Annotated in this window: 24 protein-coding genes; 12 read left to right on the forward strand and 12 right to left on the reverse strand. The window is 59.0% G+C overall.

Going from position 1 to position 23,725, the window contains the following annotated elements:
• Position 1: 1 nt before the first annotated feature.
• From cowN to BJN45_RS08590, 4 genes are all read right to left on the reverse strand, one after another.
• Entirely contained in the window at positions 2-319 is a 318-nt protein-coding gene (gene cowN, locus BJN45_RS08575; protein ID WP_076094001.1) for a N(2)-fixation sustaining protein CowN, read from the reverse strand.
• Between the two features lie 78 nt (positions 320-397).
• Complete coding sequence (locus tag BJN45_RS08580; protein ID WP_076094002.1) at positions 398-1,060, reverse strand: Crp/Fnr family transcriptional regulator; 663 nt, start codon at positions 1,058-1,060, stop codon at positions 398-400.
• 91 nt (positions 1,061-1,151) lie between these two features.
• Entirely contained in the window at positions 1,152-2,000 is an 849-nt protein-coding gene (locus tag BJN45_RS08585) for a D-hexose-6-phosphate mutarotase (protein ID WP_076094004.1), read from the reverse strand.
• On the reverse strand, positions 1,984-2,334 hold the full coding sequence (locus tag BJN45_RS08590; protein WP_076094006.1) for a DUF3301 domain-containing protein: 351 nt from the start codon (positions 2,332-2,334) through the stop codon (positions 1,984-1,986). Before BJN45_RS08590 ends, BJN45_RS08585 begins: the two co-directional genes overlap by 17 nt.
• 23 nt (positions 2,335-2,357) lie before the next feature.
• On the opposite strand from BJN45_RS08590, the gene BJN45_RS08595 reads away from it, so the two are divergent.
• The 3 genes from BJN45_RS08595 to BJN45_RS17880 all read left to right on the forward strand — a co-directional run bounded on the left by BJN45_RS08595 (position 2,358) and on the right by BJN45_RS17880 (position 6,456).
• Positions 2,358-3,203 (forward strand): 23S rRNA (adenine(2030)-N(6))-methyltransferase RlmJ, encoded by an 846-nt coding sequence (locus BJN45_RS08595; RefSeq protein WP_076094009.1) that lies wholly within the window; start codon positions 2,358-2,360, stop codon positions 3,201-3,203.
• 113 nt (positions 3,204-3,316) lie between these two features.
• Positions 3,317-4,075 (forward strand): substrate-binding periplasmic protein, encoded by a 759-nt coding sequence (locus BJN45_RS08600; protein WP_170873054.1) that lies wholly within the window; start codon positions 3,317-3,319, stop codon positions 4,073-4,075.
• Between the two features lie 5 nt (positions 4,076-4,080).
• Positions 4,081-6,456: a hybrid sensor histidine kinase/response regulator gene (locus BJN45_RS17880; protein ID WP_076094014.1), complete on the forward strand. Its 2,376-nt coding sequence runs from the start codon at positions 4,081-4,083 to the stop codon at positions 6,454-6,456.
• Here the strand turns inward: BJN45_RS17880 and BJN45_RS08610 are convergent.
• The 3 genes from BJN45_RS08610 to BJN45_RS08620 are packed head-to-tail and all read right to left on the reverse strand — an operon-like array spanning position 6,416 to position 9,818.
• Positions 6,416-7,609 carry a DUF3095 domain-containing protein gene (locus tag BJN45_RS08610; protein ID WP_076094017.1) on the reverse strand — a complete coding sequence of 398 codons (1,194 nt, stop codon included), beginning with the start codon at positions 7,607-7,609 and terminating at the stop codon, positions 6,416-6,418. The genes BJN45_RS17880 and BJN45_RS08610 overlap by 41 nt on opposite strands.
• Positions 7,609-7,968: a nucleotide pyrophosphohydrolase gene (locus tag BJN45_RS08615; protein WP_083651083.1), complete on the reverse strand. Its 360-nt coding sequence runs from the start codon at positions 7,966-7,968 to the stop codon at positions 7,609-7,611. Before BJN45_RS08615 ends, BJN45_RS08610 begins: the two co-directional genes overlap by 1 nt.
• 53 nt (positions 7,969-8,021) lie before the next feature.
• A complete protein-coding gene (locus BJN45_RS08620; RefSeq protein WP_076094020.1) occupies positions 8,022-9,818 on the reverse strand; it encodes an SLC13 family permease in 1,797 nt (598 codons plus the stop codon).
• A gap of 178 nt (positions 9,819-9,996) precedes the next feature.
• Between BJN45_RS08620 and BJN45_RS08625 the strand changes: the two genes are divergently transcribed.
• Positions 9,997-10,518, forward strand: a complete 522-nt coding sequence (locus BJN45_RS08625; RefSeq protein WP_076094022.1) for a gamma carbonic anhydrase family protein — start codon at positions 9,997-9,999, stop codon at positions 10,516-10,518.
• On the opposite strand, the gene BJN45_RS08630 is transcribed toward BJN45_RS08625, so the two are convergent.
• From BJN45_RS08630 to BJN45_RS08640, 3 genes are read right to left on the reverse strand one after another with little or no spacing between them, the layout of a single operon-like run.
• Positions 10,515-11,267, reverse strand: coding sequence for an alpha/beta fold hydrolase (locus tag BJN45_RS08630; protein ID WP_076094024.1), 753 nt, complete (start codon positions 11,265-11,267; stop codon positions 10,515-10,517). The genes BJN45_RS08625 and BJN45_RS08630 overlap by 4 nt on opposite strands.
• Positions 11,264-12,118: an alpha/beta fold hydrolase gene (locus BJN45_RS08635; protein WP_076094026.1), complete on the reverse strand. Its 855-nt coding sequence runs from the start codon at positions 12,116-12,118 to the stop codon at positions 11,264-11,266. Before BJN45_RS08635 ends, BJN45_RS08630 begins: the two co-directional genes overlap by 4 nt.
• 27 nt (positions 12,119-12,145) lie before the next feature.
• Complete coding sequence (locus tag BJN45_RS08640) at positions 12,146-13,489, reverse strand: DNA internalization-related competence protein ComEC/Rec2 (protein ID WP_076094029.1); 1,344 nt, start codon at positions 13,487-13,489, stop codon at positions 12,146-12,148.
• A gap of 234 nt (positions 13,490-13,723) precedes the next feature.
• On the opposite strand from BJN45_RS08640, the gene BJN45_RS08645 reads away from it, so the two are divergent.
• Positions 13,724-14,599, forward strand: a complete 876-nt coding sequence (locus tag BJN45_RS08645; RefSeq protein WP_076094032.1) for a hypothetical protein — start codon at positions 13,724-13,726, stop codon at positions 14,597-14,599.
• A 45-nt stretch (positions 14,600-14,644) separates the two neighbouring features.
• Here the strand turns inward: BJN45_RS08645 and BJN45_RS08650 are convergent, their stop codons facing one another.
• Positions 14,645-15,910 (reverse strand): hypothetical protein, encoded by a 1,266-nt coding sequence (locus tag BJN45_RS08650; RefSeq protein WP_139326325.1) that lies wholly within the window; start codon positions 15,908-15,910, stop codon positions 14,645-14,647.
• Positions 15,911-16,078: 168 nt separating this feature from the next.
• On the opposite strand from BJN45_RS08650, the gene BJN45_RS08655 reads away from it, so the two are divergent.
• The 6 genes from BJN45_RS08655 to BJN45_RS08680 all read left to right on the forward strand — a co-directional run bounded on the left by BJN45_RS08655 (position 16,079) and on the right by BJN45_RS08680 (position 22,709).
• On the forward strand, positions 16,079-16,801 hold the full coding sequence (locus BJN45_RS08655; RefSeq protein ID WP_170873055.1) for a TnsA endonuclease N-terminal domain-containing protein: 723 nt from the start codon (positions 16,079-16,081) through the stop codon (positions 16,799-16,801).
• Positions 16,798-18,693 carry a Mu transposase C-terminal domain-containing protein gene (locus tag BJN45_RS08660; RefSeq protein WP_076094036.1) on the forward strand — a complete coding sequence of 632 codons (1,896 nt, stop codon included), beginning with the start codon at positions 16,798-16,800 and terminating at the stop codon, positions 18,691-18,693. The genes BJN45_RS08655 and BJN45_RS08660 overlap by 4 nt, the downstream gene beginning before the upstream one ends.
• A gap of 5 nt (positions 18,694-18,698) precedes the next feature.
• Complete coding sequence (locus BJN45_RS08665; protein ID WP_170873056.1) at positions 18,699-19,574, forward strand: TniB family NTP-binding protein; 876 nt, start codon at positions 18,699-18,701, stop codon at positions 19,572-19,574.
• A gap of 3 nt (positions 19,575-19,577) precedes the next feature.
• Positions 19,578-20,738 (forward strand): TniQ family protein, encoded by a 1,161-nt coding sequence (locus tag BJN45_RS08670; RefSeq protein WP_076094041.1) that lies wholly within the window; start codon positions 19,578-19,580, stop codon positions 20,736-20,738.
• Between the two features lie 111 nt (positions 20,739-20,849).
• Entirely contained in the window at positions 20,850-22,412 is a 1,563-nt protein-coding gene (locus tag BJN45_RS08675; protein ID WP_139326326.1) for a hypothetical protein, read from the forward strand.
• Positions 22,413-22,436: 24 nt separating this feature from the next.
• Positions 22,437-22,709 carry a helix-turn-helix domain-containing protein gene (locus tag BJN45_RS08680; RefSeq protein ID WP_076094250.1) on the forward strand — a complete coding sequence of 91 codons (273 nt, stop codon included), beginning with the start codon at positions 22,437-22,439 and terminating at the stop codon, positions 22,707-22,709.
• 11 nt (positions 22,710-22,720) lie between these two features.
• Here the strand turns inward: BJN45_RS08680 and BJN45_RS08685 are convergent, their stop codons facing one another.
• Positions 22,721-23,191 (reverse strand): 3'-5' exoribonuclease domain-containing protein, encoded by a 471-nt coding sequence (locus BJN45_RS08685; protein ID WP_076094045.1) that lies wholly within the window; start codon positions 23,189-23,191, stop codon positions 22,721-22,723.
• 290 nt (positions 23,192-23,481) lie between these two features.
• Between BJN45_RS08685 and BJN45_RS18220 the strand changes: the two genes are divergently transcribed.
• Positions 23,482-23,637 (forward strand): AAA family ATPase, encoded by a 156-nt coding sequence (locus BJN45_RS18220; protein WP_205750557.1) that lies wholly within the window; start codon positions 23,482-23,484, stop codon positions 23,635-23,637.
• The last annotated feature ends 88 nt before the right edge of the window (positions 23,638-23,725 follow it).

Here is a 23,725-nt window from a genome sequence, read left to right on the forward strand (position 1 = left end):
CTCAGCAGCACTCTTCCTCAACCTGAAACAGCAGGTCGAGCGCGGCCTGATCGCCGCATTCCTCGAAAAATTCGCGGATCTGGTTGATGTGCGCATGCACCAGGAACAGGTCGTCCGGCGCCGGCCCGCTGCGCGGCGTGCGTTTGGCCATGAAGTATTGCCAGAACGGATGATCCTGCTCGCTGATCTGCATGTTCAGGGCAATGCAGTCCATGATCCGCCGCGCATTGCCGGCGCAGTCGATGCCGTCGAAGCTGACGTAGCGGTCCGTCCCCATCCGGCAGCCGCAATCCGCTGTTTTTTCCTGATTGAGTTCCATCTCAAGTTCCCTGTACGCAACGAGGCCAACTGTAACGCCCGGGGCAAAAACTGTCCGTCGGCTGGCCGACAGTTTGTCTCAGGCTTCGGCGCCCAGTCGCCGCAGCGAATCCAGCGAATGGATGTAGAGCACGCGGCGGCCCTGCCGTTGCAGGATGCCGTCGCGCTCCCACTGGTTGAGCAGTGACGAGACGGTCTGCCGCGTTGAACCAAGCAGGCTGGCGATATCTTCGGTACCGAGGTCGAGCGGCACCAGCCAGATGCCGCCGTCGAGCGGACGCCCGCGGCGTTCGGCCATGCCGGTGAGGAAACGCGCCAGGCGTGCCGGCACCTCGCGGAAGGCCAGATCTTCGATCAGGTTGACGGCATTGGCCAGCAGTCGCCCGAGCACCCGCATCATCACCGGCGTCACCGACGGATCGCTCGCCAGCTTGCGGGCAAAGGCCCGGGTATCCATCAACCACAACGTCGTCGCAGACACCGCCTCGACGTAGGTCGGCGTGTGCGTCGTGTAGATGTCGCCGGGTTCGAGAAAACTCAGGCTCAGTTCGCGACTTTCACCCGCCAGGTAAACGCGCAGACGACCGCTTTCGATGATCAGGACCTGGTTGCGGACATCTCCCGGCGCGGCGAACAGGCAGCCACGGGCCAGATCGTGGCGGACGAAGCCGTCCAGCAACCCGGCCGGGATCTGGTGAAAGGGGTTGGCAGCAGTTGCCGGCGGGCAGGCATCGATTTCCATACCCCGTCTGAAAGCAAGACAGGGACCATGAAAAATCGCTGTTAAATCAGTCGTCTGGAAATTTACATTGCGTCAACAATGCGACAATCGGCTACACAACCACCAGTGTCTGCCGCCCGTACCACTCGTCGCCGGCCGCCACTTCCTGCCGGTCATCGGCAGCCGCCGCCTCGATGCAGAGCATGTGACGCCAGCCGTCGGCCGGCATGTCGGCCAGTGCTGCGCACTTTTCGACCCACGGGTTCCACACCACGACATCGGGGAATCCCTGTTGCTGGATACCCAGGCTGAGGTTGCCGGCGCGCAGCAGTTGCGGGCGCCGGACGCGCCGGTAAACACGGTCGGTTTCGCTGTCGACCGCAAGTTCGGTACCGCTTTCGTTGACCACCCGGTTGCCGTTGGCGGCATCGCGGTAATCGTGGCCGTACAACCCTTCGAGCGCTGCATCCTCGACCTGGACGACGCGCACGTAGGTGTGCAAGGCACCGGTGAATTCGAAGGCGGCGGTACCGGTATTGACCACGCACAACTCCAGGTCGAGCCGGTCGGCTTCGATCATTGCCGTCAGTTCGAGACGGAAGGCATGCGGCCACAACGCCCGCGTCGTGTCATCGTCACCGGTTTCCAGCGTCACCAGCGCGTAGTCGTCGCCGCTGCGCCGCGCGCTCTCGCTCCACACCCGCGTGCGCACGAGACCGTGTTTGGGCAGGTCGCCCCGGTCGGAAAACTGCGGGAAGCAGACCGGCACGCCGCCGCGGATGGCGACGCTGCCATCGAACACCGCCTTGTCGGAGAGATAGAGGCGCTCGCGGCCATCCGGGGTGATCCAGGACAGCACCTGGGCGCCAAGTTTGCTGATGACGGCGCTGCTGCCTTGCGGACCGAGCAGGCGCAAGGCAGGGATGCCGTGGAATTCGATGTCTTCAATGCCGGTTTTCATGGGAATCTTTGGAGTTGGGGACGACGTAGAGTTGGGGACGCAGATGCAGGTACTCGACCTGATGACCGAGCAGGGTCACGCTGCCGTTGCGGCGGTTGTTGCCGGTATCGCTGTATTCGAAAGTCAGCGTACGACGCAGGCGCAGGCGGCCGTCGTCGTCACGCGCCAGCGCGTTGACGCGACCGATGACGGTCTCGTCAAGAAATTGCAGCCCCTCGTCGGCGCAGGCGTTCTGCGCGGCCAGTATCCCGATTTCGCGGGCCTTCAGCGTATCCAGCCAGAACCAGACACCGGCTGCAGCGACGAGGATGAAAATGCTTTCGTAAATAGGCATGGGGCCGAAGTATACTGCCTGCCATGCTCAGTTACCGCCACGCTTATCACGCCGGCAATCACGCCGATGTGCTCAAACACCTGATCCTGTTGCAGATCGCCCAGTACATGGGCGAAAAACCTGCGCCCTTCTGGATCATCGACACCCATGCCGGCGCCGGCCGCTACGCGCTCGACTCGGCCCACGCCAGCAAGCTCGCCGAATGGCGCGACGGCGTCGGCCGCCTGTGGAACGCGACCAGCCTGCCGCCTGCTGCGGTCGACTACCTCGATTTCGTCAAAATGCTCAACCCGCACGGCCAGTTGCAGCACTACCCGGGCTCGCCCTGGCTGGCCCGCCAGCTGCTGCGCGAATCCGACCGCCTGCGCCTGTATGAGTTGCACAGCAGCGACAGCAAGCTGCTGCAGGAATGTTTCCGCGGCGCCGGCCGTCAGGTGACGATCACCGAAGGCGATGGCTTTACCGGCCTGAAGGCCATCCTGCCACCGCCACCGCGGCGGGCGCTGGTGCTGATCGATCCGTCCTACGAGACCCGGGCCGACTACGGCGGCGTGATCAAGGCGCTGCAGGAAGCGATGAAACGCTTTCCGACCGGCACCTACGCGCTGTGGTACCCGATGCTGCTGAAGCCCGAATCGCGCCAGTTGCCGGATCGCCTGAAACGCCTGGGGGCGGCCAACTGGCTGAACGCGACACTCGAAGTCAAAGCCCCGCCGCACGACGGTTTCGGCATGTACGGCAGCGGCATGTTCATCATCAACCCGCCGTGGACGCTGGAAAAGACACTGCACGAGACACTGCCGGCGCTGGCGACACTGCTCGCCCAGGGGCCCGGCGCGAAACATACGCTGGAAAGTCAGACGACCTGAAATCCCCGCCGGAAGCCGGCGGCCTCCCCATGCTATAGTCGCAAAAAAATATAGCGAACGTAATAGACGTTCACTGGGGAAAGCACCGACTACCACTACCTGAAGGGATCACGGTGTTCAGATTGTTTGCCTGCCTGCCGGCCTTGCTGCTTGCGTTGTTTCCGCCGGGCGCGATTGCGCAACATCAGGCTCTTGCCGTTGCCATCACCGACTCCGCCCCGCCCTTCGCCTACCGTGACGAAAACGGCAAACTCAAAGGTTTCAACGTTGATCTCGTACACGCGCTTTGTCAGCGCTTGCAACGCGAATGCCGCCTGGAAGTACTGCGCTTTCCCGAAGTCATTCCGGCCGTCAATGCCGGCCGTTTCGATCTCGGCGTCGCCAACACCCTGCGCACGCCGGAACGCGAAAAACTGGTCCGTTTCACCCGCGTCATCTGGCGCTCGACCTCCAGCCTGATTGGCCTGCGCGAACTCGGCGGCGCCCAGCGGACAACACTGCTGGCACGCGAGCAGACCTGCGCCATTTCGGGCTCGCGCCAGCTCGGCTGGCTTGGCGAAAATGCCGCCCGGGCGCCCATCCCGGCCGCCAGCAACGGCGAGTTGCTGGCGCAGCTCACCCGGGAACAATGCGCCCTCGCACTGTTGCCGACACAGCAGGCCCTGTCCTTCCTGCAGGGCAAGGATGGTCAGCGTTTTGGCTACATTGGCGCACCGCTCGACGACAACGGCCTCGGCGGCGATGTCCATATCGCGCTGCGCCCCGGTAACGACAACCTGAAAGACGAGGTCGATGCCGCCCTTGAATCACTGATCCGCGACGGCACTCACGAACGTCTTTCGCGTCGCCACTTCCCCTATAGCATCCTGTAAGCACGATGGCCGAACGGAAAACCGGAGCACCGCCCAGCCTGCGGCAGGTATCGACGGTCGTGCTGGCCGTTCTGCTGATCATTCTGTCGGCTGCCGGTTTCCTGTTGACACGGCAGATGCTCGATCTACAGGCACTGGCCGAGACCCACCGCCAGCAGGCGGCTTCGAGCCTGAGCGAAAAAGTCCGGGCGGTGACCAATATCGAGCGCCTGATCCTGCTCGGCGACCAGTTGAGCAGCGCCCCCGGGCGGGATAGCTGGCAGGCCGCAGGCCGTGCCTTCCAGGCCCTGACCTACCATCCGTCGCTGCAGGAACTGGATGGCCGTGAAGCCGTTATCCGCACTGGCTTTTCGGTAGCCGAGGAACTGCTCGCGCTACGTGAAAGCAATGCAACGGAGTCCGCGATCATGGATCTATGGGAAAGCCAGCGCGAACAACTGACCCGAATTGCCGAGGAAACCTCGGGCGGCATGATCGCCCACACCACACAACTGGCTGACACCGCTGCCCGTTCGGCCCGGCAAATGCTGCTGCTGGCGCTGGCCTTCTCGGTCCTGCTGCTACTCAGTCTGGTGGCGCTGCTGCGCATCCTGAAAGTGCAATTGATCGATCCCTTGCTGGCTGTTTCCCGACAACTGGCCGCAATGCGCTCGGGGGCCGGCACGCCGCACAAACTGCCGTCGGCACGCAATCTTGAAGTCTCCGAAGTATTCAATGCACTGCAGGCGCTGCAGGACACGCAGGCAGCACTGAAGGACAGCGAGGAACGCCAGCGCCTGGCCCTGGCCGGCGCCAACCAGGGCTTGTTCGATCTCGACATGCTGAGCGGGCGCGTCCGCGTCAGCCCGGAATACGCCGAAATGCTGGGTTATCCGCCGGAAGAGTTTGCCGAACTCAACTTCGCCCGCTGGGAAACCCTCCTCCACCCGGACGATCTGCCGGCAACCCTGCGTAATTACGAAGATTACGTCGCCGGCCGCATTCCGGAATACCAGATCGAATTCCGCATGCGTACCCACGACGGCCGGTGGAAATGGCTGCTATCCAAAGCCAGCATCCAGTCGCGTGACACCACCGGCAAGCCGATACGGATGCTCGGCACGCATACCGACATCTCCGCATTGAAAGCCGCCGAAGCGGAAATCCGCGCGCTGAACGGTGAACTGGAAGCGCGCGTCGCCCAACGCACCGCCGAGCTGGAAAATGCCAAGCGCCAGGCCGAACTCGCGACGCTGGCGAAGAGCGCTTTCCTCGCCAACATGAGCCACGAGATCCGGACGCCGCTCAACGCCATTGCCGGGATGGCCCACCTGATTCGCCGGGCCGGCCTGGAGCCACTGCAGCAGCAACGCCTGGACAAGCTCGAAGCGGCTGGCCAGCACCTGCTGGAAATCATCAACGACGTGCTCGACCTGTCGAAGATCGAGGCCGGCAAACTGCAGCTGGAACCCCGCAGCTTTGCCCTGCCGACGCTCTTTGAAAACATCTGCTCGATGCTGCAAGCCCGCGCCGAACTCAAGCAATTGCCACTACGCCGCGAACTGCCAACCGGCATTCACTGGCTGGTTGGCGACACCACGCGGCTGCAGCAGGCGCTGCTCAATTACGCGGTCAACGCGCTGAAATTCACGGAAACCGGCAGCATCACGTTGCGTGCGCTGGTCGTCAACGAATGTGAAGACAGCCTGCTGCTGCGTTTTGAAGTCACTGACAGCGGAATCGGCATTGCCCCGGAAGCGCTCGGCCGGCTGTTCTCGGCCTTCGAACAGGCGGACAACTCGACAACGCGCAAGTATGGCGGCACCGGGCTCGGCCTGGCCATCACCCGCAAGATTGCCGAGGCGATGGATGGTGAAGCGGGCGCCATCAGCACACCCGGCCAGGGCAGCACCTTCTGGTTTACCGCCTGGCTGAAGAAAGGCGATCCGCAGCGCCTGCTCGACCGCGCCAGCGTCGACAGCATGGAAGCCGAACTGATGCGGCTGGCCACCGGCAAGCGCGTGCTGCTGGCCGAGGACGAACCGATCAACCGCGAAATTGCCCAGATGCTGCTGGCCGACGCCGGGCTGGCCGCCGACGCTGCCGAGGATGGCCGGCAGGCGCTGGCCATGGCGGCTGCGCAGCACTACGACCTGATCCTGATGGACATCCAGATGCCGAACCTGGACGGTCTCGAAGCGACCCGGCAGATCCGCCGCCTGCCGGGATACGCCAGCACGCCGATCATCGCGATGACCGCCAATGCCTTCGCCGAGGACAAGGAACGCTGTTTTGCTGCCGGCATGGACGAGTTCATCGCCAAGCCGATTCTCCCCGAAGCCTTCTACGGCCAGTTGCTGCTCAGCCTGTCGTCGTCAACCGCGACTGCAGTTGTGCCTTGAGCTGGCGGGCGGCCAGCGTATAACCACCGTCGCTGCCGTCGATGAAATGCAGGTGCTTGCCTTCGTGCGATTCGACCAGGCAGGTGATCAGGGCTTCGCGTGACTGGTTGATGCCCCAGGCCAGCGCCCCCGTAGCCGCCTCGTCCTGCAGGCGGCGCGTCAGTTCGGCGGCCTGCGACTCGCTGGCGTCGAGCACCATGCGCAATGCACCGTCGAATTTGCGGAAATCGGTGTTGCTGACCATATCGTCGCGATAGCGACTCCAGCGCACCGCCCGGGTATCGATGTTGCGGGCGAACAACCAGAGCCCGGCAAGGTTCTGCAGCAGCATGCGCAGGACGTAGGCCAGCTTGCCCGGCAGGCCTGTTCTCCAGGTGCGAACCATCAGTTCGCCACCGAGGCTCAGCGGGGAAAAGGACAGTTTCAGCCGCTCCGGACGCAGCGGGTGACTGCCACCGAGGTCGCCGAAGATATCGCCAATCGCTGCCAGCACGCGCCGGTACGTCGCCTGGTTGATCTGCGGATCGGCAGTCGTGGCGACGATGATCAACGACAGCTTGTAGTCGCGAAAACTCGGCACGTTCTGCCAGCGGCACTCAAAGCCCTCAAAGCTGGCTTCGGCCGGCCCTTCGCCACGCCGGACATGGACCACACCACTGCCACTGCCGGCCTTGACGCGGCGTTCGGCTTCTTCCCAGCCGCGTCCGGAAAACACCGGCTGGCTGACCTGCGACGACAGCTTGATCCGGGCCACCCGGACCCAGTGGCCATCGCGACACAGATCGCCGACGCGAACCAGGCCGGCGCGCAGGTCCAGGCCGAAACTGCCGGCCGCGAGTTCCTGCGTTCCGCGCAGGGCAACGATGGCGCGTTCGCGCAGGCTTTCCGGAATGGCGAAGGTGGCGCCGTCGCCACCGAAGATGAAGGGCAGTTCCAGTGTCCGGTCGATGTTGGCGATGGCGGCAATGCAGGCAACACCGACTGTATTGACCTTCTTGTAAGCGCCTTCGGCGATTGCCTGGGTCGAATCGACGATGTCGGCGATGACCACCCACCAGTCCTCCGGCAGTTCGACGTGACAGCTGGTGTCGATCGCCGCCTCGAACGACGGCAGCGCCGGCAGATCGCGATAGAAGGCGGGCTGCCCGCTCATCAGTTGCCCAGTTCGGTGTACTTGGCGCGCGAACCGTAAGCCTTGTCGACCGGATATTTTTCGCCGTTCCTGAGCAGTTTGACCCGGGCGGCCTCAAGCAGGTCGATGCCGGCCTTATCGGCGATCAACAGCAGGTAGAGCAGGATGTCGGCGCATTCGTCGCGCAAGGCCTGGGCACGGACCGGATCGGCCGGCAGGGCTTCGATCTCGTCGTCGCGCTGCCACTGCGTCAGCTCGAGCAATTCACCGGCTTCCAGGTTGAGCGAGACGATCAGGTTGCGCAGCGTATGGAACTGCTGCCAGTCGCGCGCATCGCGGAATTCGAGCAGTGCTGCGGTCAACGCCTTCAAATCGGCCAATTTTCTTCCTCCGGACTGGTCGACCGCATGATGCCACAGCCGGCCCGGATCGCTCAGGGCTGCAGCGGCCAGAACAGCGGAATCAGCAGGCTGGCGAGCAGCCACATGATGATGTTCATCGGGATGCCCATGCGCGCAAAATCGGCGAACCTGTAGTTGCCGGCGCTATAGACCAGCGTGTTCGTCTGGTAGCCGATCGGTGTCGCGAAACTGCAGCTGGCGGCGAACATCACGCCGACGACAAAGGGCCGCGGATCGACGCCGAGTTGCTGGGCGACGCCAATGACCACCGGCGTGAACAGCACGGCGATGGCGTTGTTGCTGACGAATTCGGTGGCAATCGAGGTCAGCAGGATGACCAGCGACAGCATCAGCCAGGGCGACAGGCCGTCGCCGAGCACGACCAGTTGCGTCGCCAGCATTGCCGCCAGACCCGAAGTGTTCATCGCGATGCTGATCGCCAGCATGCCGAAAATCATGATCAGGATCGGCCATTCGATCGCCTTGTAGGCTTCGTCGGCGCGAATGCAGCCGGTAGCGACGACGATGGCGGCGCCGATCAGCGCCAGCCCCTCGATCGGCATGACGTTGAAGGCCGCCAGCAGCATCACGCCGGCGATGGTCGCCAGCGCGATCGGCGCCTTGGCCTGGCGATTGGTCACCTGCCGCCCGTCGGTGATGGCGAACAGGTCGCCGTTGTCGCAGAAACGCTTGATCTGGGCCGGCGTGCCTTCGACCAGCAGCACGTCGCCGACCTGCAACTGGAAATCTTCGCCGATCTGCGAAAACGACGCATCGCGCCGGTGCACCGCAATCAGGTGAATGCCGTAACGGGCCAGCAGGTCGAGGTCGCGGATCGGCCGCAGCACGTAGCGCGAAGTCTGGCCGACGATGGCTTCAACCATGACCACATCGCGCCGACGCAGGGTTTCCAGGTCGTGGCTGCTGCCCTGCACCTGCAGGCCGACCAGGTCGGTGCTGCGCAGTTCCATCATGGCGCTGCTGCGGCTATGGACGACGACGCGGTCGCCGGCCTCGATGCGCGTTGCCGGATCGGGATTGGCAATCTCGTTTTCGCCGCGGCACAGGTTGAGCACCTGGATGACGCCGTTGGCCAGCTTGGCTTCCTTCAGGGTCTTGCCGATCAGGTGCGAATCGACCGGCACGAACAATTCGGTCATGAACAGCCGGTCGCCGCTGCCGGTGAATTGCTGGGTCAGCGTCTCGCGTACCGGCAGCAGGCGCTGGGCGAAAAAGAACATGAAGGCACAACCGGCCAGCGCCATGACGATGGCCGGCGCGCTGATCTCGAACATCGAAAACGGCTCAAGCCCCTGCGCCCGGGCCACGCCATCGACGAGGATGTTGGTCGAGGTACCGACCATGGTGATCAGGCCGCCGAGAATGGTCGCGTAGGACAACGGAATCAGCAGCCGCGACGGCGCGATGTTGTAGCGCCCGGCCATGGCGATCACCGCCGGAATCATCACCATCACCACCGGCGTGTTGTTGATGAACGGCGACACCAGCAGGCCGACCAGCAGCAAGGCCACCAGCAATCGCCGCTCGCTCTGCCCGGCCATGGCGCCGAGCCAGTCGCCGAGGCGATCGACGCAGCCGGTTTTCGACAAGGCGCCGCTGATGATGAACAGGCAGGCGATGGTGATCGGCGCACTGTTGCCGAACACGCTGGTGACTTCCTTCGCCGACAAGAGGCCCAAGGCCAGCAGCACCGCCACCGCCACCATCACCGCCACGTCCGGCTTCAGCCATTCGCGCACGAAGGCGGCGAACAGGCCAATCAGGACCAGGCCGACAGCAGCGGCGTGCAGGTGTTCGGGAAGCAGCATCGGGGGCAGGCGAATGAGGATGACAGGGCGCACAGGTTAGCGCCTGCCCCACCGAATCATAAAGAATGAAAAATGTTTTTGTTATAGCGATTCAATATATGAAGCAGCACGCCCACGCTCGATTTATCATGCATTTTTGCGGTCGACCGCAATATTCGAACACTTTTCAGGAGACGACATGCCCCTCTACCAGCTCGACGACAAAACCCCGCAACTCGGCAGCAACGCCTGGATCGCGCCGAACGCCACCGTGATCGGCGACGTCCGCCTCGGCGCCAACGCGTCGGTGTGGTGGAACGCGACGCTGCGCGGCGACAATGACCCGATCCACATCGGCGCCAATACCAACATCCAGGATGGTTCGGTGCTGCACACCGACGAAGGTGTGCCGATGCACATCGGCGACAACGTTACCGTCGGCCATCTGGTCATGCTGCACGGCTGCACCGTTGGTGACGGCAGCCTGATCGGCATCGGCTCGGTGATCCTCAACCGGGCGGTGATCGGCAAAGGCTGCATCGTCGGCGCCAATACACTGATTCCGGAAGGCAAGGTCTTTCCCGACCGCTGCCTGATCGTCGGCTCACCGGGCAAGGTGGTGCGCGAACTGTCCGAGGAAGATGCGGCAAAGCTGTTGAAATCGGCCGAACACTACGTCGACAACGCGGCGCGCTATCGTACGCAACTGACTGAAATCTAGCCGACGAAACCGGCAATCGCCGCCAGCACAGCCGCTTCCTGGTCGCGCTGCGGCGAGTGGCCGCAGTTCGCCAGCTTGAGCAGTTGTGTTCCCGGCACTTGCTCCGCGATGACCTCGATCTGGCGCATCGTCGCGTATTCGTCGTTCTCGCCCTGGATTGCCAGTACCGGGCAGCGGATCGTCGGCAGCAATTCCTCAATGTTCCAGTCACGGAATTCGGGCGACAGCCAGCAGTCGTTCCAGTCGTGGAACACGCGCACCGCGTCGCGGTGGTAGCGCGCCAGCTTCTGTGGCCAGTCGCTGCTGCCCCAGTATTTGCGGGCAACACGAATGCCGGCCAGGGTTTCTTCCTCGATGAATTCGTGCGGCGCCATGACTACCACGCCGGATACCGCCGCCGGGAAACTGCCGGCGTGGATCAGCGCGATGCTGCCGCCGTCGCTGTGGCCGACCAGGACCGGGCGCTCGATGCCGAGTGCGGCAAGGAAGGCCGGCAGCACTTCGCGACCCTCGCGGTGCATGTAGTCCGGCTGGCGTGGCTGCGGGTGCGGGTCCGAGGCGCCGTAGCCCGGCCGCGAATAGACGACGACCCGGCACCCGGTTGCTGCCGCCAGTTTTTCGGGAAAATCCCGCCACATGGCGACGCAGCCGAGGCCTTCGTGCAGCAGTACCAGCGTCGGCCGGTCGGTGGCGGTCGGCGGGAAATCCTTGTATTCGAGGTTCAGGCCTTCGATCTTGATCTGTTTCATGCGCTCAACAAAAAATCGCGGACGACAGCGATCTGCTCGTCCGACTGGAACATCGGGGCATGTCCGACCCCGGGAATTTCGGCGAGTTTCGCCCGTGGACCGCAATCTCCCATGCGCTGCCAGGTTTCCCGCGTCAGCAGGTCGGATTCACCACCGCGGATCGCCAGCGTCGGACAGGTGATTGCCTGGTAGAGCGGCCACAGGTCGATGTCGCGGTCGGCGAAAGCGGCCCGGAACGGCGCAGCGATGCCCGGATCGTAACGGAAGGCCCAGCGACCGTCACTGCGCTGGACGATGCTGCTTTCCGTCAGTGCGTACCACTGCGCCTCGGTCAGTGGCCCGAACGGGGCGCTGACCGCCTTGACGTAGGCCAGCGCCTCGTCGATCGTCGCCCAGTCGGGATCGTTGCCGACATAGGTGGCAATGCGCTGCAGCGATTCGACGGTGATCAACGGCCCGACATCGTTCAACGCCAGTTTGTGGATCGGCGAACCTTCCTGCGCCGCCAGCGCCATGCCGATCAGCCCGCCCATCGAAGTGCCGAGCCAATGTACCGAATCGACGTTCAGCCGGGCGATCAGCGTCACCATGTCGGCGACGTATTGCGGCACCGCATAACCGGCCGGATCGCGCAAACGGCCGCTGCGGCCGCGACCGACAATATCCGGGCAGATCACCCGGTAATGCCCGGACAGCGCCGCCGCCAGCGCGTCGAAATCGCTGCCGTTGCGGGTCAGGCCATGGACGCAGACGAGCACGCGCGGATTGTCGCGCTCGCCCCATTCGTAATACGACATCCGGTGCAGCCCCGCCGGGCTCAGGCACTGGACGATCTGTTGTTGTTTTGTCATCGCTCTCTTCCTCCTGCCTGAAATGTATCACCGTCCGTGCCAGTAACGGGGATGCACCCGGCGCCAGGCTTCGACCGATGCCCCGGCCGGCGCCAGCGTCACGCGCAAGGCGCCGTCGTGATCGGTGCGCCACAAGCGTGCTGCGGTCGACGCGTAAAATTCGACGATTTCCGGCCGCGGATGGCCAAAACGATTGCGATAGCCGGCAGAAAACAGCGCATCGCGGGCGTCGACCGCAGCAACGAAGGCCGGCGTAGACGAGCCCTTGGCGCCGTGATGCGGTACCAGCAACACGTCGGCGCGCAGCGCTGCGGCATCGCGGGCGAGCAAGGCGGCCTCGTCCGCTGCCTCGATATCGGCGGTCAGCAGCAGGCGCGTCGGGCCGGCCGCCACGGCGAGCACGCAGGACAAGGAATTGCGCTTGCCGGTGCCCGAATACGCTGAAGCCGCCGGATGCAGAATCGTGAAATCGACGCCATCCCATTGCCAGTGCTGGCCGGCACGGCACAACTCGCCGCCGAGTTCCGGCAGCGACGACAGCATGTCGCCCACCGGCAACGCCGCACGCAACGACGCCAGCCCGCCAGCGTGATCGGCGTCGCCGTGCGTCACCACGAGACGGTCCAAACGGTCGACACCAAGCCAGCGCAGGTAAGGCACGACGATGCGCTGACCGGCATCCGAATCGGCGTTGTACTGCGGCCCCGGATCGTAGACCAGCACCCGCTGTTGCGTGCGCACGACCACCGCCTGCCCCTGGCCGACATCGAGCACGTCGATCCGCGCCTCGCCGTAAGGCACCCGCGCCACCGGCCAGAACGCCGCCGGCACGATCAGCAGCAGCCCCGCCCATTTGCCTGGCACACCCCGCGGCAACAGGCACCAGGCGACGCCGAGGCCGCCCACAACTACCGCCCAGGCCGGCGGCGCCGGCGCCTGCCAGACCGGCCAGGCGGCGCACCAGAACAGGAACAGCATCAGGCCATCGAGCACGGCGTGCGCCAGCGCCAGGATCGGCCACCATGGCAGCAAGGCGCCAAGCAGCGCCAGCGGCGTGACGATGAAGCTGATCACCGGCACCGCCAGCGCGTTGGCCAGCGGCGAAACCAGCGAAAATTGCTGGAACACCAGCATCAGCACCGGCAGCGATGCCAGTGTTGCTGCCCATTGGACAAGGCCCCAGCCGCGCAGGCGATCACGCCAGCCGCGACCGCTGCCGACGACGGCACTGCCGATGTAGAGCAAGGCACCGACAGCGCCGAAGGACAGCCAGAAACCCGGCGCCAGCACCGACCAGGGATCAACCAGCAAGACCACCAGCAAGGCCAGCACGAGAATCCGGCTCGGCGCGACGATGCGCCCGGACAACATCTACAAACAACCTCGTTAAATGCGAATACGAACAAAGATAAATGCGAGCACAACTCATGAGTCCCAAAGCCTACCCAGCATGTTGTACCAAAATGAACCCTATATCAGCAATTAGGCATGCAGATGGGGCATTAACAAAGCTGCAAAAGCGTATTTGTGGCCTTACCAGCAGGCAGCGCGCCTTTGGTATCGAGAAATTATACTTAGCACACGCAATCGGCCAGGGGGCATAAAATGATCGCCCCACGCACACTATTGAGCATCGACGATATGCTGCGCCTTCCAATAGGAAAATTCCTGAGCGCTTATGCAAACTTGACTGGCCTGTTGCAAGCCATTGAAGGCACGAACGGCCCAGTATGGTTAACTCCCGATAGCTACAGTGACGTCAGACAGCATACAAAGGCGCTCATCGATACGTGCATTGATCTGGGCATGAACGTCACCCAGTCGGCGGCACTCAGGGTCTCGTATGAGATCGAACACCCCGAGGTCGATGGTGTATCCGGCAATATTGGGTTTCGTGGCGATGCCCTTCTTCGATTGAAACGATTTCTACAAGGAACCGTGCATTGCTTTGAAAACGAAGCTGAGCCTAAAACTGCTCTAATCCTGCCTCCTGACATGGCAAAGTATTACGATTCGTCGCATCCTCATTTTGGAGAACTGGTTCAAGCACAGTTTCCTTCGGCCGCCTACGAAATTGAAGAAGCAGCCAAGTGCCTCGCTGTAAGCTCTGACACAGCCGTGGCATTTCACTTAATGCGGACAGTAGAACTTGGAATTCAGGCAGTAAGCAAATGCTTGGGCATTCCAGACCCGACCAAAGAAGCGGAGCGCAATTGGGGCGCAATTCTGCGCAAAGTCAAATCCGCCATGGCCGAATTCGACTCGGGTACCTCAAAACACTGGAGCAACCCAGCTGAGAGAGACTACTTTGACTCCGCATACATGACCCTGGATGCAGTTAAAAACGTATGGCGCAATCCCACTATGCACGTCGATAAAAAATACAACCCAGACGAGGCGATGAGCATGTTCATCGCTGTGCGCAGCTTTATGACAAAGCTGGCTTCTCGGATGGATGAGCAAGGACTTCCCAAAGCTTAAGCATCTAACTAGCGAATGGCACGCGCCTGAACTACACATCCGTTCCTACTTTTTGAGGTTGTGTGATGCCCTTGCCGTCAATTGGGCAGCCAGAGCCTCGTTGCTTTTTGCCAGTTGATCCAAAAGCTGTTGTTGTCTTTTTTCGAGTTCGCTCTGTTGTGCTATTAGCTGAATTACCTGCTCTTGGTATTTGTCACCAGCTCTATTGTTCAGATAGTCCTGGATGACACCAGCTCCAGTCAAAGTTGCCGATACCAATAAGGAAATTCCGGCAAACCAAAGGGCTTTACGAGTACTCTTTTCATCCTCTTTCCATTTGTTTCGCATATCCACTAGTGCAGACATGATCATTGAATTAGTCTTATCTTGCTGAAGCGCGATATCGACTGCGGCATTACCAACCCGATCCATGCGTTCGCCGAGATCATTCTTCAACGAATGGATCTGTTCGCTCAGAATCCGCTCGGCTGACTTTATCGGCGGCAGAGTGTCAATTATTGGCGTTACGCTTTTGCGGTGCATCTCAATCTGCTCAACGGCGCAACCACCTGCCGTGCCCGCTGAGTGCCCAAGCACCGTCTCTACCAAATTCTGGCGCCTATCCCCGAACTGCCGCAAACCCCTTATGGACGGGCTTTCAGCCAAGTCTTTCACAGCGTTCCAGCGCGGCGTTTGTTGCATTCGTATCGCAGCCTTGATTGCTGGCGAACCAAGAGCTTTTAACGCCGTAGCTGTTGCACTGTCTAAGGTGCCAAATACGGGATTGAACTTCGCTATTTCAGCGAAGTGTGGAAGTTTATTCGCAGCAGCCACCCGTTCAGCCAAGGACTGGCTTTCTTTGAAAAACCCGATCGTTTTTTCCGAAAAGCCCGCCTTAACCATGTTGGCGATTTCTTTGAACGACTCTTGGGCTGCTTGCCATTCAGCGACCGCATATGCAGCAAGCGCCTCTACGGGCGAATCAGAATCCTCGACTTTCTCCTCATCGCCGCGAACGAGCTTTAGGAAGCCTTGAGCAAACGTCACGCGGTCGTCGTCAGTAAGACTTTTCACTTCTTCTTTCGTGACATCTCTCAGCGTCCCTCCTACACCCTCTACCTGTGCACGACCGGCAAATACGGTGTCTACAAGTTCTGCGGCTGATGGCTGGTTGGACATCTTTCGCTCGATGTCCATTACAGTCCCAATGTTGAGGAAAGGTGGAACGTAAACCTTGCCGAAAGTTGGCAAATCCAATACATGAGACTTGCCCGGACGGACGTCTAGTTTGCGATCTACTTCTTGTTCTCTGAGTGAGCAATTTTCGTCCATATCTCTCTACCTAAACGTTCCCTGCCCAACGCTAATCGGAACGTATTGCCCGCCATGGGGAACGATCGTGCACCAACGATGCTTATCTACTATGATGTATGGAAACACAGGTACTCGAGAATGGGTAGATGTTCATCAAGATACAAATGGCTTGAGTCCGGCGGCAGCTTGGACGGCACTTTGCCTGTTCGAAAAATTGGCCCAAGTCCGGTCAAAAACACCGGACGCGTCTCCACGCGAAAGGCCAATCAGTCACAAACCTTTGAATCTCTGCTTGAGCGCGACTTCCTAATTTTGCTAGACGTCGATCCTAGGGTAGTGAGAATTGGGATTCAGCCGATCACCCTTCGGTGGGCTGCAGTGGCTGAAAAAGCAAAGGAGTACACACCCGACGTGGTTGTTCACTACGACCCCTCGAGCATCGAAACCGACCCACGCCTTCGAACCACGCTGTTCGAAGTGAAGCCAAGGGCCATCCTGAAAAGGAAATGGTCAGAACTGCAGCCCAAGTTCAAAGCAGCAGTCGCATGGGCTCGAGAGCACGAGTGTCGATTCAAGATCGTTACCGAGGTTGAAATCCAGACCCCTTACCTCGAAAACGTTCGAATTCTGCGCCACTACAGGCCTGATCGAATGGGACTACCCTCCGAGGAAGCTCTTCAGTTCCGTTCATTGCTTCTTGAGCAACTAGCACGGTGCAAACAAACGACACCGAGAAATTTGCTTGAGATGGTAACGAACTCGTGGGACGAGCAAGCGCGCTTGATCCCGCAACTGTGGGCACTCGTAAACGATCAGGTGATTGGAATAGATCTGAGTGCACCACTGACAATGGCCTCGCCAATCTGGCTATCAGGCAAAGCAAACTTGTCCGAAGGCATACAGTCATGACAAAAGCGTTTATCTCTGTATTTCCTGGCGCAATTATCGACGCCCGCGGCGAAAAATTTTTGGTACTCAAATTTGCCGATGCAGACCAGATTGTTGCGCGTCGCCTTAGCGACAACCGAGATGAAATATTTTCCTTTTCTGACATCGAGGCAAGCTCTGTCCGACAGACTAACGAATCTGATCAGCAAGCCCATCGGGACTTAGGCACGCTCTCCGAAGAAGAGAGGGAAGACGCCATCGCCATCTACAATGTAATCAGCCCTCTTCTCGCTAAAAAAGGGAGAACTGCGCAGATGGCGCAAGAAGCAGCGGATTTAGCTGGAGTAAATCGGGCCACGATCTACCGCTGGATACATCAATTCGAGAAGACGGGAACCCTGAGCGGATTGATGCGCAGACGCCGCGCTGACGCTGGTAAAAAGCGCCTGCCCGAGGCCGTCGAGAAGATTATCGACAGCATTATCAAAGATGAGTACCTGACCAAACAAAAAGCAAGTATCCAGCATGCTTACCGGAAGTTAAAAAACGCCCTTGTCTCCCAGAATCAGCCGGTCATTCATTACAACACTTTCCGGCGTCGTATTCGTGCCCTCGCCCCAGAAGCTGTGGCGCTACGTCGGGAAGGTGAAAATGCGGCACTACGCTATCAGCCAAATAAGGGGACGGTTCCGAATGCGGACTACCCCTACGCCCTCATTCAAATCGATCATACCCCGGTCGATCTGATCCTGGTCGATGAAATTCATCGAACGCCCATTGGCCGCCCTTGGATTACGCTAGCAATCGATGTGTTCAGCCGCATGGTCGCCGGCTGGTATGTCTCCCTCGATCCACCTGGCAACCTAAGCACAGGCATCTGTATCTCGAACCTCATTTTATCGAAGCAAGAGCTAGTTGCGAATCTTGGCCTAGACTTCCCATGGCCATGCCAAGGCAAGCCGAGCGTCATTCATGCTGATAACGCCAAAGAGTTTCGAGGAAAAATGCTTGAGCATGCATGCCAAGAACACTTAATCGACCTGCAGTTCCGAAAGCTGCGCAAACCTCGTTATGGGTCGCACATCGAAACCTATCTCGGAACGCTTGGGAAGCGAATACATACCCTGCCAGGTACCACCTTCTCAAACGTCCAGCAGCGGGGAGAGTACGAATCCGAGAGCGAAGCGGCGATGACCCTCCCGGAATTTGAGAAATGGCTGGGCAACCTAATCCTTGGCGAGTATCACCACGAGATCCATAGCACCCTGGGCATGCCTCCCATAGAGAAGTATCGCCAGGGCATTGTCGGGGACGGCGATCAAATCGGCGTCGGGCAAATTCCCATCGCCAGAGATGCCAACTTGCTACGCATCGACTTTCTCCCGATGGAGGAGCGGACGGTTCAAGCCTACGGTATCCAGATCGACAATATCTATTACTACAGCGACGTATTGCGACGCTGGATCGGTGCCAGGAAAGCTCATTCGAAGCGTAGTAAGCGAAAATTTATCATCCGACGCGACCCTCGCAACATCAGTTCGATAATTTTCTATGACCCAGAACTACAGCAGCACTTTGCCATCCCTTACCGCGACCCAACCCGGCCTGCAATCAGTCTCTGGGAGCTCCATGCGGCGCAAAACCACCTAAAAACGCAAGGCAAGGCGGCCGAGGATGAAGAGACCATCTTCCGCGCCTTGGATTCGATGTGGGCCATCGAGAGAAATTCAAAAGAACTCACAATGAAGGCGCGGCGTCAGCGGGAACGCAATCGCCTGCACGGGCTGGTTCCGAAGCTCTTACAAACGCCCCAATCGCCGGCAGACGAGCAGCTCTCTCCGACCCCGACCTCTGGAAAAGGGAAAACTCAGAAATTCGATCGCAGCCAACTCAAACCTTTCGATGAGAACTGAATAGCGTGGCCATTTCCCCTCATACCGATTCGTTAGAAGCCCGTGTCCTTAGATTAAAAACTGACATCTGGATTAGGTATACGCGGGCAAGCGAAATCCGGGATCGTCTAGAGGCATTGCTTGTACACCCCAAGACACACCGCATGCCAAACCTGGCGATAATTTCCGAGACGAACAACGGCAAAAGCATGCTGCTCAACAATTTTTACGAGCTCCATCCGCCAATCCAGGACCCCGCAAGCGAATACACGATTCTTCCAGTTCTGCTCGTTCAGATGCCTCCTGAACCCGACGAAGGTCGCTTATACAGCGCTATGCTTGAGCGACTGTTTATCGAAGGCCCTCCAAAGGAACCAGCGGCCTCCAAGCTGAAACGCCTTAAGGAAATGCTCACCAAACTGCAAACCCGGATGATTCTTTTTGACGAATTCAGCAACCTGCTCGCCGGCAGTTACCTCAAGCAACGCAAGGCGCTCAACGGAATCAAGTATCTTGGTAATGAGTTAAGGATTCCCATTGTAGCGGCCGGGACCATAGAAACCCGCACCGCCCTGGCCTCCGATCCGCAGCTAGCCAACCGTTTCACACCTGTCACGCTGCCACGTTGGCAGGACGATGAAGAGTTCGCTAGGCTGATGCTCAGCCTTGAGCCAAAACTTGGTCTGCAGCAGGCATCCAACCTACATGAGGAACACATGACTGCCCCACTCGTGGCGGCGAGCGAAGGACTAATCGGAGAAGTCGTGACCTTACTGCGCTTGCTTGCAGAGCACGCCATGCGGTCAGGTATCGAAAAAATTACTGAACCCATGCTCAGTCGTGACTTCTTGCGAAAAATCGGATGGACTAGACCATCCGAACGCATGCTGATCCCGGTCTGAACAATGCTCTCGGACGACCTTAACCCCAGGTTACTGCTCGCCCGCCCTAGACCACTGGATGACGAACTATTTTCGTCTTGGGTCATTCGTTTAGCAGCTGCGAATGTACTCAAACTGAAAACCTTTAGTCGTAAGAAACTTGAACTCCCTTCTGACTTCTGGCGACACGATGTGGATCGGTTCGCCAGTGCCGAGGTGACCTCACGCTTGTCCAAGGTCACCGGCATCACGAATGAGCGAGCATTTTTGACAACGTTAGCTGCCTATGAGGGAGTCCTCTACGAGAAGCACACCGCTATTGGCCCCCAGCGATGGCTACTGGCGGTTGGCAAGGGCAGCAGTTGGATTCTTCATGGACAGCAGTTTTGCCCTCTCTGCTTGGCCACTGATCCGATTCCTTACTTTCGCCGCCGATGGCGACTCTCCCTCTCCTTTGCCTGCCTTAAGCATAACGTCCTTCTCATGGACGACTGTCCACAGTGCAACGCAACAATTTCTTTTCACGAGGGCGATTTTCATCAACTGACACTACCCGACAAACGGCCCATGACGTCCTGTCATCGGTGTGGCATGGATTGGCGGCGCCAGACCAATAATCCACCTCCAACACCCGCAAAACTGCTCATTGCACAGACAAACATTTACCGCATCCTTGATGAGAACTATCCCTTGCTCGGCCGCTATCAGCCTTCATTTCCCCACTTGTTTTTCGATGGGCTGCACTTAATACTCAGAGCCCTGAGTTCAAACGGGCATACGAGAAGCCTGCGTGACTATCTAAGCCGCGAATCCGGGACAGAACCCCATCCCACTCCCTTCAGAACGCCGCTGATTCGGTTTGACGAGCTACGCGTCAAAGAACGTGCTCCACTCTTGGAGATGGCACAGAGGCTTCTCGAAGATTGGCCGAATCGTTTTCTAGCAAGCTGTCGATCAGCCGGCCTTTCCAGCACTTACCTGCTCGAGTACCGAAAGACATGTCCGGCTCCCTACTGGTACGCGTCAGTCATCGAATGGAATCTGAATCAAACCCCTTATCGTCCCTGCGAAGCAGAAAGGGAAGCTGTTAGGCAATATTTGAGAAGGCGATGGTTGCCGGATGGCGCCAATAGCGTCAATCGCTGGCTCGGGACACATTTCACGAGCAAGTCTCGTACGGATTGAAACAATTCTGATTCCCCCCGGTGCCCAGAACGTTGGCTTAGAGCCATTTCTTCCCCTGAAACACTCTCTAAACTATGCTTCCAGCGACATTCATGCTGATAGAATTTCCCGGTGGATAACTTGCCTGCTTTTCTCAGCATGCCGCCGGACGGGCGGATCTGGCGCATCGATTGGTTCGGTGAATGTGCCTATCCGGGCAGCATCCGGCGTTTCGCCCAACCCAGTATCAAGGTTGCGATTTCCCCACTGAAATCGTCAGAAGGCAGTCTTGATCGCTTGCTTCTCCCTGATTGCACCGGGCTCGAAGAGCAACGTGAATTCTGGGCCCCGATAGCAGCACTGCCCATGCTGGCCATTGGGGATCTCTGGCAAAACGGGCTGCTGCTTACTTCTCCTGGCTATCAGACCGAAGCATTCAAAGCACTGACCGTCACGCCTGATTCTGCGGCAATCGTTAAGGCGGGGCTCCCCTTAGAGGAGCATTACCTGCTGCCATGGAGCCACCATCCATGGCATCGAGGGCATACAAACTCATACTGCGTTGCTGTCGCCCTGGATAAGCCGCGGAGGTTGCTGATCCCTTGCGTTGAACTTATCCGCTTTTATTTCGGATCTTCCAGCGTTTTCCTGCAGCGCCTGTTCACAGGACCGTTGGAACCCGAAAAATTCTGGACTCAGCAGAAATTCAACACATCGACGAGGCATCTGCATCTGGCGCTTGCCAAAGGGCTTTCGGGATTTTCGGCTCCTGATATCGGTCGGATTGCTCAAAGCAAAACGGCTCTGCGCTCCGCTACCGGGATTTATACGTCGTGTTTGAAGGCTATCGCAGAAAATCGCCCGATCTACCCCTACACCAGCTTTCCATTTCAAGGCACCACCGACCTGGTAGCAAGTGGGCGGTGGTTACCCTTTGGCGAGCAAGAGAACGCGACCTTCCTGGTGTATCGGTTGCGCTCCTGCTCCCATCCATTTCCGTTCCGATCGCTCTCCTACGAGGCTGGAGATCGGAAAGCTGGCACTGCACCAGCCGAGAAATCCGCTACAGATTCCCGTCCAGTTGTGTCCGCAAGCTCAAAGCAGCGCAAGACAGCCGTTGCAGAAACAGACCCAGGCGTAGACGCAGCTCGCCGAACGAAATCAATTTCCACGAAACACCGGTTTCCTGATCTGGTTAGGAAATCAATTTGGCGCAAGAAGGAAGAGGAAATGCCTTCGGTGGAAGTCTTCCGAAGAAAAGCCACTGGAACGTTGCAGCAGGTTGGCTTGGGCGAATCGAATCATCATGCCGATACGCCTTCTCTCGATGTGCTTCAACAAGACGATATTGACTTGGCCACACAGCTTCCCTTGCTTCCGAAATTCGTTCAGCAAGGGATACGGATGCTGAACAATGCTGGCCCCAAGGAAATTGTACGCAGAGTTGTGCCGCCGGCGGGCTCAAATCATCCGGTCTTCTGCCTACCTGTTGTCGTCGACGACGATGGTGTCATCAATGAAGACCACCTCTTCACTGAGGAAAACGGTCACACCCGCCAGCGAAGGGGATGTTTTGTCGAGTTGAATCTGGAACTATCGTACGTTGGGTATTTGGCCATTCTGGAGGGCCATGAACCCACTGAACCGGCAAGTGTGCGATATGCAGCGAAGTTGGAGATCGCGTCGCTTTTATGAGGAAAATCTTTGAAGGTTATGACTATGAGTGAGCCGAAATTGCTGTGTGAGTCAGGGGAAGCAGCCTTAGAATTGCGTAAGCGCCTTGGAATAAATCAGACTGTTTTCTGGCGGCATGTTGGGGTTACCCAATCCGGCGGTAGCCGGTATGAATCGGGAAGGATAGTTCCAGCGCAAGTGCTGTGGGCGTTACATTTCGTCTATGGCTCTGAAAAGGAGGCACAGGAACTACTCGCTCAACTGCGCCAGCCGGTGACGAAGGAGACAGTCACCGACGAGCACGATAGAACGCAGTGAGCGAATGATGCTTACTTAAGAGCCATCCAGGCCAGCCGGTTGGCTTTGGCATCGTCCAGCGCATGGTGCTCACGCAGGCCGGTAGCAAATGCGCTTTCCGTGGCTGCGTAGAAATCTTCATCCAACCTCAGGATTTCGGGGCGAGGCGCCAGATTTCTCGGCCACATATCGGGGGTGTTGAATAGCCGAGGTATCCACGGCCAGTCCCAAGTTAATGAGTCTGTGGCCAAGGTAACAGGAGTCTCCAGCGACTCGATCCAGTCTTTCAGCTGAATGAATAGCTCTTGCCAGGTGCGTTGGCATGATCCGCCTTGAAGCAGGGGAATGACTGTCTCCAGCACGAAGTCACTGGCACCGTCGGGTTTCCAGGTGTCCGTAAGCTCGGCATAAAACTCCCTGCCATCTTCGGATACCAGACCGATCGAAATCAGCCGACAGTCAGGACATAGATCCGTAAATTCGGTGTCGAAGAAAAGGAGCATGAAAAGGGCTGCAGCGGATGAACGGGGTGGTTACACATTCAACCTAATCATGACGGGAGTCAATATTGGCTTCCGTTCGTAATAGCGGAGCAGTGCAGACATCAGGCAGTTGTTCGGCCAATGCCGCCATTCGCTGATACAAATGAAAACGACTGCTTTACACAAAAATCCAGACACCCCCAATATTCGGACCGGACCGCGATTACAACGCCTAAGATGAGATAATTCCAATGGCAAGATCGATTGCAACAGGTTTTCCAATCGATCGACTAAACCATTTGGGATGAACAATGAAGCTTCAGACGATCCGACTATCAAACTTCCAGTCTTTTTGTGAAACTCCAACCGAAGTCGCGCTTGAAGACATCACCTACCTGATTGGACCCAATGGATCGGGAAAAACAGCTGTGAATCGCCCCGGGAATCGCGGAGGCCATTTGATTTGAGTCAGGCGGTAACGGCCTGCTCGGTTTGACAGCGGTAGTAGTTTGCCTCAGCTTCGGCAGGAGGAATATATCCGATGGGCTCAAGTAA

It is taken from the genome of Azonexus hydrophilus, from assembly GCF_001956855.1.
GTDB classification, from domain to species: Bacteria; Pseudomonadota; Gammaproteobacteria; order Burkholderiales; family Rhodocyclaceae; genus Azonexus; species Azonexus hydrophilus_A.